The organism is Cellulophaga sp. RHA_52 (assembly GCF_007827205.1).
GTDB lineage: Bacteria > Bacteroidota > Bacteroidia > Flavobacteriales > Flavobacteriaceae > Cellulophaga > Cellulophaga lytica.
Genome location: NZ_VIRZ01000001.1, coordinates 1,997,761 through 2,015,838 on the forward strand (window position 1 = coordinate 1,997,761; position 18,078 = coordinate 2,015,838).

General features: G+C 31.1%; 18 protein-coding genes. 9 read left to right on the plus strand and 9 right to left on the minus strand.

Annotation, left to right across the window (positions count from 1 at the left end):
• The 3 genes from JM80_RS08815 to JM80_RS08825 are packed head-to-tail and all read left to right on the plus strand — an operon-like array spanning position 1 to position 2,920.
• Complete coding sequence (locus tag JM80_RS08815; RefSeq protein ID WP_013619913.1) at positions 1-846, plus strand: mechanosensitive ion channel family protein; 846 nt, start codon at positions 1-3, stop codon at positions 844-846.
• A gap of 34 nt (positions 847-880) precedes the next feature.
• Complete coding sequence (locus JM80_RS08820) at positions 881-1,747, plus strand: DUF6268 family outer membrane beta-barrel protein (RefSeq protein WP_144709764.1); 867 nt, start codon at positions 881-883, stop codon at positions 1,745-1,747.
• A gap of 9 nt (positions 1,748-1,756) precedes the next feature.
• Positions 1,757-2,920, plus strand: a complete 1,164-nt coding sequence (locus JM80_RS08825) for a sigma-54 dependent transcriptional regulator (RefSeq protein ID WP_144709766.1) — start codon at positions 1,757-1,759, stop codon at positions 2,918-2,920.
• 73 nt (positions 2,921-2,993) lie between these two features.
• Here the strand turns inward: JM80_RS08825 and JM80_RS08830 are convergent, their stop codons facing one another.
• The 6 genes from JM80_RS08830 to JM80_RS08855 form a co-directional block, all read right to left on the minus strand.
• Positions 2,994-3,371 carry a PH domain-containing protein gene (locus JM80_RS08830; RefSeq protein ID WP_013619910.1) on the minus strand — a complete coding sequence of 126 codons (378 nt, stop codon included), beginning with the start codon at positions 3,369-3,371 and terminating at the stop codon, positions 2,994-2,996.
• A 15-nt stretch (positions 3,372-3,386) separates the two neighbouring features.
• Positions 3,387-3,740, minus strand: a complete 354-nt coding sequence (locus tag JM80_RS08835) for a hypothetical protein (protein ID WP_034646338.1) — start codon at positions 3,738-3,740, stop codon at positions 3,387-3,389.
• 46 nt (positions 3,741-3,786) lie between these two features.
• Positions 3,787-4,566 carry a carboxypeptidase-like regulatory domain-containing protein gene (locus JM80_RS08840; RefSeq protein ID WP_013619908.1) on the minus strand — a complete coding sequence of 260 codons (780 nt, stop codon included), beginning with the start codon at positions 4,564-4,566 and terminating at the stop codon, positions 3,787-3,789.
• A 158-nt stretch (positions 4,567-4,724) separates the two neighbouring features.
• Positions 4,725-6,533: a DEAD/DEAH box helicase gene (locus JM80_RS08845; RefSeq protein ID WP_075694286.1), complete on the minus strand. Its 1,809-nt coding sequence runs from the start codon at positions 6,531-6,533 to the stop codon at positions 4,725-4,727.
• A 155-nt stretch (positions 6,534-6,688) separates the two neighbouring features.
• The gene (locus JM80_RS08850; protein ID WP_013619906.1) at positions 6,689-7,318 is read right to left on the minus strand and encodes a DUF4337 domain-containing protein; all 630 of its coding nucleotides are present in this window, start codon (positions 7,316-7,318) and stop codon (positions 6,689-6,691) included.
• Positions 7,311-7,895 (minus strand): non-canonical purine NTP diphosphatase, encoded by a 585-nt coding sequence (locus tag JM80_RS08855; protein ID WP_144709768.1) that lies wholly within the window; start codon positions 7,893-7,895, stop codon positions 7,311-7,313. The genes JM80_RS08850 and JM80_RS08855 overlap by 8 nt, the downstream gene beginning before the upstream one ends.
• A 94-nt stretch (positions 7,896-7,989) precedes the next feature.
• Between JM80_RS08855 and JM80_RS08860 the strand changes: the two genes are divergently transcribed.
• Together JM80_RS08860 and serA are read left to right on the plus strand one after the other, a co-directional pair.
• A complete protein-coding gene (locus tag JM80_RS08860; RefSeq protein ID WP_013619904.1) occupies positions 7,990-8,442 on the plus strand; it encodes an isoprenylcysteine carboxylmethyltransferase family protein in 453 nt (150 codons plus the stop codon).
• Between the two features lie 147 nt (positions 8,443-8,589).
• Positions 8,590-10,482 carry a phosphoglycerate dehydrogenase gene (gene serA / locus JM80_RS08865; protein ID WP_034646343.1) on the plus strand — a complete coding sequence of 631 codons (1,893 nt, stop codon included), beginning with the start codon at positions 8,590-8,592 and terminating at the stop codon, positions 10,480-10,482.
• A 64-nt stretch (positions 10,483-10,546) separates the two neighbouring features.
• Here the strand turns inward: serA and JM80_RS08870 are convergent, their stop codons facing one another.
• The 3 genes from JM80_RS08870 to rlmH form a co-directional block, all read right to left on the minus strand.
• On the minus strand, positions 10,547-11,023 hold the full coding sequence (locus tag JM80_RS08870) for a hypothetical protein (protein WP_144709770.1): 477 nt from the start codon (positions 11,021-11,023) through the stop codon (positions 10,547-10,549).
• Between the two features lie 79 nt (positions 11,024-11,102).
• On the minus strand, positions 11,103-12,653 hold the full coding sequence (locus JM80_RS08875) for a thioredoxin-like domain-containing protein (protein WP_144709772.1): 1,551 nt from the start codon (positions 12,651-12,653) through the stop codon (positions 11,103-11,105).
• Positions 12,654-12,739: 86 nt separating this feature from the next.
• The gene (rlmH, locus tag JM80_RS08880; RefSeq protein ID WP_089119350.1) at positions 12,740-13,213 is read right to left on the minus strand and encodes a 23S rRNA (pseudouridine(1915)-N(3))-methyltransferase RlmH; all 474 of its coding nucleotides are present in this window, start codon (positions 13,211-13,213) and stop codon (positions 12,740-12,742) included.
• 124 nt (positions 13,214-13,337) lie between these two features.
• On the opposite strand from rlmH, the gene nadC reads away from it, so the two are divergent.
• From nadC to priA, 4 genes are read left to right on the plus strand one after another with little or no spacing between them, the layout of a single operon-like run.
• Positions 13,338-14,195, plus strand: coding sequence for a carboxylating nicotinate-nucleotide diphosphorylase (nadC, locus tag JM80_RS08885; protein WP_144709774.1), 858 nt, complete (start codon positions 13,338-13,340; stop codon positions 14,193-14,195).
• The gene (locus tag JM80_RS08890; protein ID WP_013619898.1) at positions 14,195-15,181 is read left to right on the plus strand and encodes a YihY/virulence factor BrkB family protein; all 987 of its coding nucleotides are present in this window, start codon (positions 14,195-14,197) and stop codon (positions 15,179-15,181) included. The genes nadC and JM80_RS08890 overlap by 1 nt, the downstream gene beginning before the upstream one ends.
• Positions 15,168-15,608: a DUF2147 domain-containing protein gene (locus tag JM80_RS08895; RefSeq protein ID WP_013619897.1), complete on the plus strand. Its 441-nt coding sequence runs from the start codon at positions 15,168-15,170 to the stop codon at positions 15,606-15,608. Before JM80_RS08890 ends, JM80_RS08895 begins: the two co-directional genes overlap by 14 nt.
• An 8-nt stretch (positions 15,609-15,616) precedes the next feature.
• Complete coding sequence (priA, locus tag JM80_RS08900; RefSeq protein ID WP_089119353.1) at positions 15,617-18,073, plus strand: primosomal protein N'; 2,457 nt, start codon at positions 15,617-15,619, stop codon at positions 18,071-18,073.
• Positions 18,074-18,078 lie beyond the last annotated feature (5 nt).

An 18,078-nucleotide genomic window follows, 5' to 3' on the forward strand; every position in this document is an offset into this window, starting at 1 on the left:
ATGAAAGATTTAAAAGATATATTTAAGTACATAATGGATTTTATGTCTTATAAATTGGTAGATAGTGATAAAGTAGACATCACTATTGGGACATTATTTATTATAATAATTGTACTTGTTGTTGTTACCTATCTTTTAAAATTAATACATAAAATTGTAATTGCTAAGCTCCCGCAAGATGATAAAAATAAGTTTTTAAGCATATTTAGTTTCTTAAAGTACTTTTTATACATATTAGCGGTAATTACAGTGTTGCATTCTTCTGGGGTAGATTTAACAGTGTTGTTAACAGCTTCTGCAGCTTTATTTGTTGGTTTAGGTTTTGCTTTACAATATCTTTTTCAGGATATAATTTCTGGAATATTAATTATTTTAGACCAAAGTTTACATATAGGAGATATTATAGAAGTAGAAGGTAAAGTGGGGAGAGTTTTTGAAACCAGATTAAGAACCACAAGAGCTTTAACCAGAGATGATAAGGTTATTGTAATACCAAACCATAAATTTTTAACAGATAGTATTTATAACTATACACAAAACCATAAAACTACAAGAGAAAATGTAAAAGTTGGTGTTGCTTATGGTAGTGATGTAGAGTTGGTTTCTAAATTATTATTAGAAATTATAGATACTAAAAAAGGGATTTTAAAAAATCCAAAACCATTTGTGTTGTTTGAGGACTTTGGAGATTCGGCACTTATGTTTTCTATAAATTATTATACAAATGATAGCTACGGAGACCCTAGAATTAAAAGTGATCTGCGTTTTTTAATAGATGCAGCTTTTAGAGAAAACAATATATCTATTCCTTTCCCTCAAAGAGATATTCATATTATTAGTAAATAATTTAGTTAAGAATTACGCATATATTTGTTTGCATATGAAAAAACTTTTAGGAGTTTGTTTTTTTCTAATGGTACAATTTGTTTGGTCTCAAAGTTCAGACATTGTTAGAATAGAGTACACTACGTTGCCAAAAAAAAAGTCATCTAGGAGTATATCTAGATTTCGTTTTTTGGCAAATTTACCTATCAAATTAAATGATAAAAATTATATAATAGCTGGTGTAGAGTATGGTATTATAGACTTTGCAAACGATAGTATTTATGAATTTGATGATAATGAACTTGAAAAATTAAGAATTGTAGATCTTAATTTAGGATACGCGCATATGCTTAATGATAAGTGGACTTTTGTAGGATTGCTTACACCAAGGTTGGCATCAAACTTTATTGATGGAGTACAAAAGGAAGATTTTAATTTAAATTATTCTGTTTTAACTATTAAGGCAGATATGAAAAAAGAAAAACCTACAAGATTAATATTGGGGTTGTCTTATAACAATGCCACTGGGTTTGATGTTCCTTTACCTATAATAAGTTATTACAAAAAGTTTCATCCTAACTGGTCATATATGATTGGTGTACCCAGAATGGAGTTTAAATACCACTTAAAACAGCACCATACTTTTAAAACGGCATTATTATTGGATGGTTATTTTGTAAATGTACAAAATGATATTGCTTTGCCAGATAATGATTTAGGATCTGGTTTATCTTTATCTGTTGTTGTAGGTGCTTTTGGTTATCAGTATAACATTAATAAAAATATATCTTTTTATGCATTGGCAGGGCACACCTTATCACAAAGAGGTTTGTTAAGAGATGAAGAAAGAAAAAGCGTATATTCGTTATATGACGATGGAAATGTATATTTTAAAACAGGATTTAAAATAGGAATTTTTTAAAACACGTATATGTCAAAAATATTAGTAATAGAAGATGAAGCTGCAATACGCAGGGTTTTGGTAAAAATTTTATCAGAAGAAAGTGATACTTATAATGTTAAAGAGGCAGAAGACGGTTTAAAAGGTATAGATGCTATTAAAAAAAACGATTACGATTTAGTTTTGTGTGATATTAAAATGCCAAAAATGGATGGCGTAGAGGTATTAGAAGCTGCGCGTAAATTAAAACCAGAATTGGCTTTTATAATGATTTCTGGTCACGGAGATTTAGATACTGCAGTAAACACAATGCGTTTAGGTGCTTTTGATTATATATCTAAACCGCCAGACTTAAATAGGTTGCTAACAACAGTACGTAATGCATTAGATCGTAAAAATTTAGTTGTAGAAAATACTAAACTTAAGAAAAAGGTTAGTAAAAATTACCAAATGATAGGGGAGAGTGAGGGTATATCTTTAATTAAAGATATGATAGAAAAAGTAGCTCCTACAGATGCACGTGTTTTAATTACGGGGTCTAATGGTACCGGTAAAGAGCTAGTTGCGCATTGGTTGCATGAAAAAAGTCCGCGTAGCAAAGCACCATTTATAGAGGTAAACTGTGCAGCAATACCGTCAGAGTTGATAGAGAGTGAACTTTTTGGTCATGTTAAAGGTGCTTTTACATCTGCAGTTAAAGATAGAGCAGGTAAGTTTGAAGCGGCTAATAAAGGAACTATTTTTTTAGATGAAATAGGTGATATGAGTTTGTCTGCGCAAGCAAAAGTATTACGTGCTTTACAAGAAAGTAAAATATCTAGAGTTGGTACAGATAAAGATATAAAAGTAGATGTTAGAGTAGTAGCAGCTACTAACAAAGACCTAAAAAAGGAAATAGCAGAGGGTAATTTTAGAGAAGATTTATACCATAGACTAGCTGTTATACTTATAAAAGTACCTGCTTTAAATGACAGAAGAGAAGATATTCCTTTGTTAATAACATATTTTGCAGATAAAATAAGTAAAGAGCAAGGAACGGCTAAAAAAGTATTTTCTGATAAAGCGGTTTCATTGTTAAAAAGTTATGATTGGACAGGAAACATTAGAGAGCTACGCAATGTTGTAGAACGATTAATTATTTTAGGCGGACAAGAAGTTACAGAAGAAGATGTAAAACTATTTGCAAGTAAATAATACGTAGTTTATTAAAAACAAAAAAAGCCTATATTTTTAAAATATAGGCTTTTTTTTATAGGCTGTAAAGTTGTTACATTACTTTGCTTGCCAAATATTTTTGTACTTCGTAAACATCTATACTTTTGTTAAACTTTTTGCTTACAGATGGTAAGTTTTCACTAGAAATCCAAATTTTTAATTCGGCATCTAAATCAAAAGTACCTGCAGTTTCTAAAGAGAATCTAGAGATGCTTTTGTATGGCATAGATCTGTACTCTGCTTTGTTGCCAGTTAGGCCTTGTACATCTATTAATATTAAACGCTTATTGGTAAACATAAACGTATCTCTAAACAATTTAAATCCTAGTTCTACTTGTTCATTATCTGTTAGAAGTCTTCCGTATTTTTCATTTAATTTTTCTACAGATACTTCACTTGCGTTACCAAGTATTTTATTAAATAACCCCATTATTTGTATTAAAATTTAGTTTGCTTCGTTGGTATTGTTTTCATCTTTGTTTAGCAACTTGGCTGATACTTTATAATCTGCATTATATATCATTTTTGGTGTAGCTTTTTTTAAATCAAAATAAGCTCTTTTATACCATTTAGCATCTGTTGCTTTTTTTCTGTAATCCTCATTGGTTTTAGTAGTGCCAAATTCTTCATTTATATATGGTTTAATAGCGTGTATGCCAATACCAAAGTATTCAATACGTTCTAAAACCATTGCAAAATCTAGCTCAGAAAAGTAAAAGTTGTCGTCAGCATCAAATCCTGTATTTAAGTTTTGAAGATCTGTAAAAACATTCTTTTGTAAAAATTCTAATTTAGTCATAGGTAGTGTTAAGGTGTGTATTTATAAGTAGTAGTTAATTGTACTCTTATTTTTTTCTGTTTAAAACCTTGTACTCTTCATAACAGCCGCTAATGGCATCTAAAATTTGCAAGTCATTAGCTGTTTGTATAAAAGATTTAGAGTAATTACAGTTGTTTAATATGTCTTCAATATCTACTTTTTCTAGTTGTAGTAATTCTGTTAGTGTTTCCCTGTCAAACTTTGCGGCTAGTAAATCTCTAATACGATCATCTTCTTTTATTTGACGAAGTTTACGCATTTGCGCAGGTTTTTTACCAAATAAATTACGGAGTAAATCTGCAGGGTTTAGTATTGCACCAAGTACTTTTGTAACAGCACTTGGGTTTTTGTTACCTGCTTCATAACCTGTATTTAGTCCAGAAATTGCATACTGGTAAGAGTCGTTTAAACTTACGTTTTTGGCATCTATTTCTAAAAAACCTGTTAATTGGTATGGTTTTACAACAACTTCTTCTAGGGCAAAAGCAAGTTCTGTTAAGGTAATTTTAGTGTCTTTAAACTTAAGCATATCATTAGTAATCTTAATTTTTTGAGATTTAAAACCAAGGTATGTTAGGTAAAGTGTATCGTTGGCAACTGCAGGTATTGTAAACTTACCTTCTTGATCTGTAATTGTACCTTTTACTTGGTTAAGGTTTACAATGTGTACGCTAGGCATAGGTTCATCAGTTTGTGCATTTATAATGGTTGCAGTAAACTCATTTTCTTTTTCTTTTGTTTTTTTATCCTGTGAAAATCCACAGAATGTAATTAAGCTAAAAACAAGTAGGATGTATTTATTCATAAAAAAAGTGGTGTCGTTTATCTTCTACTAAAAACTCTAAGATATTAAAGTTTATCTCTTTAGGTGCGGAATATGGGTTAATTTTTTGATTAGAGGTGGTAAATAAACAAAAAAAAATACGCCGAAGCGTATTTTTAATATTCTATTAACTTAAAAGCTTAGTATCTTCTTTTGCTTCTTTTGTTTCCGTAGCTTCCACCACTATCGCGGCTTCCTCTGTTATCTCTGTTACGAGAACGACCTCTGTCTCCGCCACTTCTGTTATCTCTTCCTCCACGAGAAGAAGAAGAACGGCCTCTGTCTCCGCGACCTCTACCGCCTCTTCCACGGCCACCACCGCCTCCAGGATTGTTAGAGATTTCAACATTAACAAATCTGCCATCTACCTTAAACTCAGTAAAAGTACTTAATACTTTTTCAGAATGTTCTGCATCTGTGTTAAAGAAAGAGAAACTCTCTTTTACATCTACTTTAAAAACATCTTCTTTACCAAGACCAACAGTATCTCTTAAGAAATCTTTTAATGTCATCCAATCGTAATCATCACGCTCACCAACATTAATAAAGTAACGTACAGAACCACTTGTAGGTATTTCTGCTTTGTTTTTACCACGCTCCTCACGATCTCCTCTTTCTCCACGGTCAGAGCCATTTAAGTCTCTAGTTTTGTTGTAGTAATCAAAGAAACGAGTAAACTCTACAGATACAATCTTTTTAATAAGATCTTCTTTGTCTACACCTTCTAATATTTCATTAATAGCAGGTAAGTAGCTTTCTACTTCATCATTAATCTCTGTATCTTTAATTTTATTAGCTAAATGGTGCAATTGAATTTCACAAATTTCCATTCCGGTTGGAATCTTTTTTGATAAAAATTCAGTTTGTAGCTTTCTCTCTAAGGCTTTTATTTTACGTAACTCACTACGAGTTACAATTACCATAGATACACCAGATTTACCAGCTCTACCAGTACGTCCACTACGGTGTGTGTATGTTTCTATTTCATCAGGTAATTGGTAGTTTATTACGTGCGTAATATCATCTACATCTATACCACGTGCAGCAACATCTGTTGCAACAAGCATTTGTATTTGTTTTTTACGGAAGGCGTTCATTACCAAATCTCTTTGGTTTTGACTTAAATCCCCGTGTAAAGCACCAGCATTGTAACCGTCTTCAATTAATTTTTCGGCAACCCTTTGTGTATCTCTTTTGGTTCTACAAAAAACAACAGAGAAAATATCAGGGTTAGTATCTGCTAATCTTTTTAATGCAGGATATCTATCTCTACCACCAACAACATAATACTCATGTTGTACTGTAGTTGCACCAGCGTTTTTAGATCCCACAGTAATTTCTTGTGGGTTGTGCATGAATTTTTTAGCAATGGTAGATACTTCTCTTGGCATAGTTGCAGAGAATAACCAAGTAAATTTTTCATCTGGAGTGTTAGATAAAATGTCTTTAATGTCTTCATAGAAGCCCATATTTAACATTTCATCTGCTTCATCCAATACGCAGTAATCTAATTTAGAAATGTTAACCATACCACGGCTAATCATATCTTTTATTCTACCAGGAGTAGCAACAACTATTTGTGCTCCTCTTCTAATTTGGTTTGCTTGGTCTGTAATACTAGCACCACCGTAAATTGCAACTACGTTAAGACCTTTTTCGTATTTAGAATACGCTTTAAGCTCGTTTGTAATTTGTAAACAAAGTTCACGTGTTGGTGAAAGTATTAATCCTTGAGTAGTTCTGCTGCTAGAATCAATTTTCTGAATTAACGGAAAACCAAAAGCTGCAGTTTTACCAGTACCTGTTTGCGCTAATGCAACTAGGTCTGTGTCTTCATTTAAAAGGATTGGAATTGCTTTTTCTTGTACTTCTGAAGGTGATTCAAACCCAAGATCTACAATAGCATCAAGTAGGGACTTGTCTAGCCCTAATGCTTCAAATTTTGTCATAATATGTTATTCTTAATCGCAAATATGTATGTTACATAGAGCGTTTATCATATTATAACTCAGAGTAACACATGCTATACCAGCGGCGTTTTTAATAAAGTGCAAAAGTACTCTAAATATTTTGAATAACCATACAACATAGGTAATACTTGTTTTTAAGGGGCAAGACTATAACCATATACAGACATAATAACACCAATAACACCAAAAATTATCATTAATGCAACTAATGATTTTTGTAGCTTAGGATTGTCGTAAATAATAATACAAACAGCACCTAAAACTATACTAATTTGAAAAAAAAGTACGCCAAAATCAAACTTACGTGTAGCAATATCATATTTACGGGCAAGCACTTTCCACTCGTTAATGCCAGTTATTACGCCCATTTGGCCATCTAAATCTTGTACCCAATCTTTTTTATCAATGTTTTTAGAGCCAACTAAAATTTCATGCTTTTCTGCTTTGTACTTTTCTATTTTAGCTTTTGTTTTTTCAATTTTAGTGTAAACAAAATCTCTTTTTTCTTCAGCTATAGCATTTGTATAAAGTAGTGCTTCAAGATTGTCTAACTCACTTTCTTTTAAACTCTCTTTTATGCTTTTAGACTGATACCAACTCGAATAATTGACCAATTTATTGTGTGCAATCATCATTTCTTCCTCTAATTCTCCGTTAACTAACTGAGAAATAGCCATAAGTGCGGCAAAAAAAGCAATAAGTACACCACCATATGCTTCGGCACGTTCAGATGCTACAGAAACCTCTACTGTTTGCTTAGCCATTGTTGTATTGTTTTAAAAAAGAAATTAACTGTTGTGTAGCTTTTGCTCTGTGACTAATTTTATTTTTTGTATTTAATGGTAATTGTGCAAATGTTTGGCTGTAACCTTCAGGAGTAAAAATTGGGTCGTACCCAAAACCATCTGTACCCTGTTTACCTTTGGTAATAACACCATTAACAACACCCGTAAAAATATGTTGCTCTCCGTTAATGTGTAGAGCAATAACTGTTTTAAAATGTGCTTCTCTGTTTGGGTTGTCTCCTAACTTATGTAAAAGTTTAGCCATATTATCTTCTGCACTTTTTTGTTCACCAGCGTAGCGTGCAGCATAAATACCAGGTTCTCCGTTTAGAGCATTTACTAAAAGGCCTGTGTCATCAGAAAAACAAGGTAAGTTGTATTTTTCTGTAACATAGCTAGCTTTTTGTATAGCATTACCTTGTATGGTGTCTGCGGTTTCTGGAATATCATCAAAACAACCAATATCTGTTAAAGAAACAAGCGTAATAGTAGTAGGTACTAATGCTTTTACCTCTTTAAATTTATTAGTGTTGTGAGTAGCAAATACTATTTTCATTATCTGTAATTAGGAGCGTTTTTATAAAACTTTACATTAAAAAGTAAAAAAAACAATTGCAAAAGTAGTAATTTTATTTTCTTAAATATTTAGTATGACTTTAAAGTTCCCGCCAGTAGTAGTAGTTTTTATATTTGGTTTGTTAATGTATGTTTTAGCAAGGTTTTTACCTTTTGGTATATTTGATTTTTTTGGTAGAACAATGTTATTAAAAGGATTGTTAGTTGCTATGTTTTTAATTTTAACAACATCTACTTATAAATTTTTTAAGGCTAAAACCACTGTAGATCCTAAGAACATAGAAAAAACAAATGCTTTAGTAACCACAGGTATTTACAAGTTTACTAGAAATCCAATGTACTTAGCAATGCTTTTACTATTAATTGCTTGGGGCTTATTTTTAAGTAATGCTTTTAATATGCTTTTGGCTGCTGCATTTGTGTCTTATATGAACGCTTACCAAATAGAACCAGAAGAAAAAATGCTTGCTCAAAAATTTGGTAAGGAATATACTTCTTACACAAAAAAAGTACGTCGTTGGTTTTAATTTTATTATCATATTCTTAATTAAAGGGCTTTTAAAAAACAATTTTTATAGCATATGTGATGATACACCTTTTTTGCTTTAATTTTATTTTGATTTAACAGCATACACACTAATATTTTTTACTTTTACTACTTAAATTTTTTTAAAATGGTAGACCAAGGGAGAAAATATGTTTTTGATTTTGATAGTACTTTAACCAGAGTTGAAGCATTAGATGTTTTAGCAGAAATTACATTACAAGGTAATGCTAACAAAGATGAAATTATTAAAGAAATACAAGAAATCACCAATCTAGGTATAGATGGGGATATTTCCTTTACAGAGTCCTTAGAAAAACGCATAAAACTGCTTAATGCACATAAAAGCCATTTAACGCAATTGGTAGCAGAACTTAGAGATAAAATATCTAAGTCTATAGAAACTAATAAAGAGTTTTTTCATAATTATTCTGATGATATTTATGTAATTTCTTGCGGATTTAAAGAGTTTATAGATCCTATTGTTGAAGAATACAACATACCATCTAGTAAGGTATATGCAAACACGTTTAAGTTTGATGAGGATGGTAATATAATTGGTTTTGATGAAGCTAATGTATTGGCATCTCACAACGGAAAAATTGAATGCCTTAAAAATTTAGATTTAGATGGTGAGGTACAAGTAATAGGAGATGGGTATAGTGATTATGTAATGCGTGAAGCAGGTATTGCAGATAAGTTTTTTGCTTACACAGAAAATGTGAGTAGAGATAAGGCCACAACAAATGCAGACCACGTTACGCCAAATATGGATGAATTTTTGTTTGTAAATGATTTGCCAAGGAAAATATCATATCCAAAAAACAGAATTAAAATATTGTTGCTAGAAAATGTGCATCCGGCAGCATTTCATAATTTATCTGAAGACGGTTTTTCTGTAGAACTTGTAAAACACAGTCTACCAGAAGAAGAATTAATAGAAAAATTAAAAGGAGTACACGTTTTAGGTATTCGTTCTAAAACACAAGTAACCAAAAAAGTATTAGAGGCAGCAGATAAACTTTTGGTAGTTGGTGCATTTTGTATTGGTACTACGCAAATAGACTTAGAGAGTGCTAAAAAAAGAGGTGTAGTTGTGTTTAATGCACCTTATAGTAATACACGCTCTGTTGTAGAATTGGCAATAGGAGAAATTATTACCTTAATGCGTAATGTGTTTCCAAGAAGTCAGGAAATTCACAGTGGACAATGGAATAAAACAGCAGTTAACTCTAGAGAAGTACGTGGTAAAAACCTAGGTATTGTTGGTTATGGTAATATAGGTAAGCAATTATCTGTACTAGCAGAAGCAATTGGTATGCGTGTATATTATTATGATGTTAATGACCAATTAGCACTTGGTAACGCTACAAAGTGTAATACTTTAGAAGATTTACTAAATGTTTCTGATGTGGTTACATTACATATTGATGATAATAAAGCAAACAAGAATTTTATTGGTGAGCGTGAAATTAAGCAGATGAAAAATGGTGCTATGCTTATTAATTTATCTCGTGGTTTTGTAGTAGATATACAAGCATTAGTAGCTGCATTAAAAAGCGGAAAAATTGGCGGAGCAGCAGTAGATGTTTACCCAGAAGAGCCGCGTAGTAACGGTGAGTTTTTTACAGAGCTACAAGGTTTAGAAAACGTAATATTAACACCGCATGTTGGTGGTAGTACAGAAGAAGCTCAACGAGATATTGCAGATTTTGTACCTAATAAAATTATGGAATATATAAACTCTGGTAATACAGTAGATGCTGTAAATTTCCCAAGTATACGATTACCTAGACAAACAAATGCACACCGTTTTTTACATATACATAAAAACGTACCAGGTATTATGGCTAAAATAAATAAGGTTTTAGCAGAATATGAAATGAATATTAACGGTCAGTATTTATCTACAGACAGTGAGGTTGGGTATGTAATTACAGACTTAGATAAAAAATACAACAAGGAAGTTATTAAAGCTCTAAAAAAAGTTGAAAACACTATTAAGTTTAGAGTGCTTTATTAGTAGTATATATGTTACAAGTAAATAAAAGGACTGTACTTAAAAGTGCGGTCTTTTTTATTACACATTATTCTAGAAAATTTTTAACCTTAGTTTTTATAAAAAATATGTTCTTTTTCCTTTTTAGTTTGTAACTAATAATATTTCCTAGTTTTGTTTTTAGTTGCTCTATTTCTGTGTTGCTTAAATCTTTAACAAGAGTGTTATTAATTTCTAATATTTGATTGTTTAAAGAAACTTCTGAGGTATTAGTTTTATTGGTAAAAGTGGTGCTAACAAATGCTTTTTTACCTCTTTTTTTAATTTTAAAGCCATCAGTGATTAATTCAGACGCTATCTTTACTTTATCTCTAAATTGTTCTAGTATTAGCTTATTCTGGCTACTATAAATGGTAAAATGCTTTAGTATTCCGCCTCCAATAAAACCAATACCATTATTAGAACAGTCAGAGTGTCCACCTAAAACAGATTTCAATTCATCACGTTGAAGCATTTCATTAGCTTCTAATTTAAAATTAATTTTTCTTTGGTCTATTAAAGACACCCAAGGCTTGTGTCCATTCTTCGCGAAAGAATATTTTTATATTATTGTAATACCTCTTTTAAGTTTTCGATTGAGTGTTTTAGTTTAATTTATTTATAATTCGTTTAAAATTTATACTGTCTGATGGTCTTGGAGCGTTCTCTAAAATAACTTCATTGTTTTTGTTTAAAATAGAATATCTAGGAATTGTTTCTATTCTTAAATATTTTATAAGTTTAGAGCTTTTACTGTTTAATAATAAATACTGTTGTTTGCTCTCTAATTTAGACTCTAATGCTTTGGATTTTTGTAACCACTGTTTCTTATTTTTATCAATAGAAATGTAAATCCAGCTAACATTTTGCTCTTTAGATAAATTATTTTTAAAACTAAAGCTCTTTTTAATTTCAGTAATGCAAGGGCCACACCAACTAGCCCAAAAATCTATAATCTTGGTTTTACCTTCACTTTGCTTTAAAATATATTTTAACTGTATGGTGTCGCCTTTAATAGTTAATAATTTTTCATCTAAAACAATACTAGGGAGTTCTAAATTTAAAAGCTTTGTTTTTTCTTGAATAGCAGTTAATTCATTTACGTAAGATGCATTTTTTAGTAAAGGCTTATACTCATTAATAACCTTATTAAGTATATCTACATTGGTTTTGCTGTTTCCAAATCCTTTTTTATAATAATCATAAATAAGTCTGCTTATGGCAAAATGCTTTAATTCTCCGTCTAGGTTTTTCTCAATAAAATCTTTTTCTTTTGCAAAGGTTTTTTCTGAATAGTCTAAATAATCATAAGTAACAAAATAGTGCCTAATAAAATCTGTAAGGCTTCTTTTAAAATAGTCATTATTAATTAATTCTGGTTTTTTAAAATCAGCTATGGTAACATTGTTAAAGTACTCTTTTGGATTAAAAATTTCTTCAGAATTTAATTTTTCGGGTTTATTTACTGTAGAAAAAACACTTTCTGTATTATTAAAATAACTTACTGTGCATTCCGATTTTATATTTCTAGGAGCTATTAAGTTGTATAAATATTCATATTCTATTTCTTGGCTAACAAGACTTTTAAAGTTGTTAGAAACTACATTGTTTTTAATATAAGATTCATAGAATAGTTTTTTTGCGTTATAAACATAAGAGCAACTGTCTTTGTATAGCTTAATGTTGTTTTTAAACGTAGGCCATTTTAACTGTAAAGAATCTAAAGCGGTATAGAAATTATAATGAGAAGCATTTTTACCTGAAAATTGTAATTGCCCTTTTTTAGTGGTAAACGTTATGCTATCACCAGGAGAAACTAAAACACGAGTATTGTAGAAATCATCTCCAAAACTCATTAATTCAATAATTTGTGGCTTTTCTATACTATCTAATACAGTATTGTAAACACTGTCATATAGCCTTTTATTTTGTCCCTTGTGGTTTGTTCCGTATAGGTAAGAGTAATTTAGTATATTAAAAAATTCGATAGCTTTTTTGTCCTTAGATGTTCCGCTAATAACAATAGGTTTATAAGTTTTAGTAGTATTTGTCTGTTTAGTGTTAACGGAGGTGGTTGTTTTGTTTTTTTTACAGGCAAACAATAAACTAAATAATAGTAAAAGTGTTGTAATGTACAATAGTTTATTGTGCTTCATATTAAAAACTAATTTCTTAGTTCTAAAGTATGACTTTATATAATATAAATAAGAATAAGACTGTTAAAAATTAGTTAAAGCTAGTTTTACCTATGGTGATAAGGCTCGTTACGTAAAATAGTAAACCCTCTATAAATTTGTTCAACCACAAATAAACGTACCATTTGGTGAGAAAATGTCATTTTAGAAAGACTAATTTTTCCTTTAGCAGTAGCGTAAATTGTATCACTAAAGCCATAAGGACCTCCAATAACAAAAACCAATTGTTTTATACCTGCATTCATTTTCTTTTGTAAGTAATCAGAAAAATCTACAGAGGTAAATTGTTTTCCGTTTTCATCTAAAAGTATAAGCACGTCAGTAGGACTCAATTTTTTTAAAATAAGCTCGCCTTCCTTTTCTTTCTGTTGTGCTTCAGATAGGTTTTTTACATTCTTTATATCAGGTATAATGTCTAAATTAAACTTAATATAATGTCCTAATCGCTTTTCATATTCAGCAATTAAAGCTTGTAAGTTTTTATTATCGGTTTTGCCAATGGCAAGGAGCTTAATAGTCATACCACAAATATACTGTCAATTTTTAAAAATTATTAGATAACAACTGCATTATGTAGATAATCAAAAAAACAGTTAAAGTTTAATAAAACAATTTAGTAAATTAGCACAAAACAAAAACAAATTAATGATTTCAGAAGAGCAGTTTCAGAAAGAAATAGACCAAATTATTAGTAATGCAATACGTGAAGATGTTGGTGATGGTGACCATAGTTCTTTAGCGTGTATACCAGAAACAGCAACCGGAAAAGCAAAATTATTGGTTAAAGATAATGGTATAATTGCTGGCGTAGATTTTGCTAAACAAGTTTTTGCCTATGTAGATAAAAATTTACAAGTAGAAACTCTTATTAATGATGGTGAAACTGTAAAGCACGGAGATATTGTTTTTTACGTAACTGGTAGCTCACAAAGTATTTTAAAAGCAGAACGCTTGGTGTTAAATGCTATGCAACGTATGAGTGCTATTGCTACTAAAACCAACTTTTTTGTGAAATTATTAGAGGGTACAAATACTAAAATATTAGACACGCGTAAAACTACACCTGGTTTACGTGCAGCAGAAAAATGGGCTGTAAAAATAGGAGGTGGAGAAAACCACAGGTTTGCTTTGTATGATATGATTATGTTAAAAGATAACCATATAGATTTTGCAGGTGGTGTAACTAAAGCTATTGAAAAAACTAAAGAATACTTAAAAGCAACTAACAGAGATTTAAAAATTATAGTTGAAGCTAGAAACCTTGATGAAATTAAAGAAATTTTAAAGACAGATGGTGTGTACCGTATTCTTATAGACAACTTTAATTATAAAGACACAAGAACTGCTGTTGCGTTAATTGGAGACAAATGTTTAACAGAATCTAGTGGTGGTATTAATGAAGATACTATTAGAGAATATGCAGAATGCGGTGTAAATTACATTTCTTCTGGCGCACTTACACACTCTGTTTATAATATGGATTTAAGTCTTAAAGCAGTTTAATGTCGGTGGAAATTGAAGAAAAACTAGCAAAAATACCAGTAATAAACTGGATAGTAGCACTATTAAAAAAAGTGACTTTACCTGCCTTCGTAGGTTTGTCTTTGTATGATTTATTAGAGCTTTATCTTAACGGAATACTAAAAGGAACCTTATCTACACGTGCCAGTGCCATTGCCTTTAGCTTGTTTATGGCATTGTTTCCGTTATTAATTTTTTTGGTAACACTAATACCGTTTTTAATACCTTATGTAGATTCTGGTAATCCAGACACCAATTTAAATACAGAGTTTATTGCGTATTTAGAGTATGTATTGCCAAATGCTATAAACGACTATTTTTTTGATCAGATTTACGATGAAATAATGAGCCAGAAACGAGGTGGTTTACTATCATCTACATTTGTACTGTCTATATTTTTAATAGCTAATGGTGTAAATGCTATTTTTAGTGGGTTTGAAAACTCGTACCACGTAAGTTTAAATCGTCATTTTTTAAGACAATATTTGTATGCTTTAATGGTAGGTTTACTACTGTCTATACTAATAATAGTTAGTGCTATAGTTTATATGTATTTTGAGATTTATGTAATAGAAAACATATCAGACACCACCCAAGTTTATTTTGGCACAGGTCTTGAAGAAACAGACATATGGACAACCGAGATTGCTAAAGTCGTTTACTTTACATTTTTATCATACTTATCCATCTCAATTTTATATTATTTTGGTACAGCAGAAGGTAAAAAAACAAAGTTCTTTTCATCGGGGTCATTAATGACTACAATTTTATTTGTGCTAACCTCTTACCTGTTTGGAGTTTACGTAGATAAATTTGCAAGGTATAATGAATTGTATGGGGCTTTAGGAGGATTATTAATTTTGATGGTTTATATTTGGTTAAATGCTAACATCCTTTTGCTAGGGTTTGAGCTAAACGCAACATTAAATTCATTAAAGAAAAAAATTATAAAAAATGAAGAAGAATAAAACACTATTTACCATTGCAATCCTTTTTTTTGTAGCTCACATTAGTGTAGCTCAATCTGTTTTTGGAAAATGGAAAACCATTGATGATAGAAACGGAAAAGAAAAAGCGATAATTAATGTTTACGAGAAAAACGGAAAAATGTATGGGAAAATAGTAAAAATTGTTGACCCAAAGCGTAGAGATGCTGTTTGTGAAAAGTGTGAAGGTGATTTAAAAAATGCACCTATTTTAGGTTTGCATATTATTAAAGACGCAGAAAAAACAGACAAGAATGAATATAAAGGAAAGCATCTTTTTGACCCAGAACAAGCAATGACTTTTAGGTGTAAAATTTGGTTAGATCCAGATGACTCAGACAAACTAAAAGTTCGTGGTTACTTAGCATTTATATACAGAACTCAAACTTGGATACGTGTTAAGGAGTAACATACTTTATGCAGCATTTTATAAATGTAATATTACCAATTCCCTTAGAGAAACTATTTACGTATAGTGTAACAAGGGCAGAAGCCAATTTTTTAAAAGTGGGTATGCGCGTAGCGGTACCCTTTGGCAAATCTAAAATACATACAGCACTAGTTGCAGAAATACATACAACAGCTCCTACTTTATACGACGCAAAAGATATTCATCAAATATTAGATGATGAACCTATAGTTACAGAGTTGCAAATTAAGCATTGGTCTTGGGTTGCAAAATATTATATGTGTTCTGTAGGCGAGGTGTTTAGAAGTGCAGTACCTGGTGCGTTTTTATTAGAAAGTGAAACGTTAATTCTTAAAAATTCTGAGGCCACTGTAGATGAAAATACACTAACAGATGAAGAGTTTTTAGTGTTTGAAGCATTAGAACGCCAGTCTATGTTAAAGGTACAAGAAATTGCGGCCATAGTAGATAAAAAAAACGTGCTACCTATTTTAAAACGTCTGTTAGATAAAAATGTAATTTTAACTAAGGAAGAAGTTTACCAACAATACAAGCCAAAGTTAGTAAGGTATGTAAAGTTAGGAGAAAAATACCAGACAGAAGAAGAGTTAAGTGCTTTGCTAGATTCGCTTTCTAGAGCACCAAAACAAAGTAATGTTATTTTATCACTGTTTCAGTTACAAGGAACAAATCAAAAAAAAATAACAGTAAAAGAGTTAGAAAAAAAAAGTAAATCCTCTGCATCTATAATTAAAACACTTATAGATAAAGATATTTTAGAGGAGTTTTATGTACGAACAGACAGAGTTGTTTTTGATGCTACAAAAAAAACAAAACAATTAAAAGAGCTTAACCAGTACCAAACAGAAGCTATACAAGAAATAAAAGCAAGTTTTATAGAAAATAAAGTAACCTTGCTACACGGTGTAACCTCTTCAGGAAAAACTGAGGTTTATGTACAGCTTATTGCAGAGTGTTTAGCAGAGGGAAAACAAGCGTTGTATTTGTTGCCAGAAATTGCTTTAACCACACAATTAATAGCTAGACTCCAAAATTATTTTGGAGAATATGTAGCTGTTTTTCATTCAAAATATACCGTAAATGAAAGAGTTGAGGTTTGGAACAATGTTTTAGCTAACAAGTCTAAGGCTCAAATTGTAATAGGAGCTAGGTCAGCGTTGTTTTTACCATTTTCTAACCTGGGGTTAATAATTGTAGATGAAGAGCATGAGGCGTCTTTTAAGCAGTATGATCCGGCACCAAGATACCACGCAAGAGACAGTGCAATTGTTTTAGCAAGCTTTAGTAATTGTAATATTCTTTTAGGTTCTGCAACGCCAAGCATAGAAACGTATTACAATGTTAAGCAGCAAAAATATGGTTATGCACAAATAACGCGTAGGTATGGCAATGTACTAATGCCAGAGGTAGAGTTGGTAGATATAAAAGAGCTAACTCGTAAAAAACGTATGAAAGGTCATTTTTCAGAACGGTTATTACTTGGTATTACAGAAGCAGTACAAGAGGGAGAACAAGTAATATTGTTTCAAAATCGTAGAGGGTATGCGCCAATTGTAGAGTGCACAACTTGTGGGCACTCTCCCCAATGTCCTAATTGTGATGTTAGTTTAACCTACCATCAATACAAAAAGCAAATGCGTTGCCATTATTGTAGTTACCACATGGCTTTGCAAAAAAGTTGTTTGGCTTGTGGCATGTCAACCTTAAACACCAAAGGTTTTGGTACTGAACAAGTAGAGCAAGAACTGCAAGAGCTAATGCCAAACCTTAGAATTGGCCGTATGGATTTAGATACCACTAGAGGTAAACATGCGTACGAGAAAATAATTACTTCTTTTGAAAAACACGAGTTAGATGTTTTAGTAGGTACACAAATGCTTACCAAAGGTTTGGATTTTGGTAATGTGAGTTTGGTAGGTATTATGAATGCAGACAACTTATTAAATTTTCCAGATTTTAGAGCGCATGAACGCAGTTACCAACTTTTAGCGCAAGTATCTGGTAGAGCAGGTAGGGCACAAAAGAGAGGAAAAGTTTTAATACAAACATATAATCCATATCACCAAATTTTACAGCAGGTATCTACAAATGATTATGAGGCAATGTATACAGACCAAATTAATGAACGTAGGTTATTTAAGTATCCGCCTTTACACAGAATTTTAAAAATAACATTTAAGCATAGAGACTATGGTAAGGTAGAAGATGCCTCTGCTTGGTTTGCTAAATCTTTACGAGTTTCTTTTAAAGATGATGTGTTGGGTCCTGAGTTTCCTGCTGTGGCAAGAATAAGAAATCAGTATTTAAAAAATGTGGTTTTAAAAATAAAGAAAGACCAACCCTTAGGTAAAACAAAAGATTACATTAAAAAAATTGAAAAATCATTTAATTCAATTGGGCAATTTAAGGGGGTAAGAGTAATTTATAATGTAGATTATATCTAAAAAAT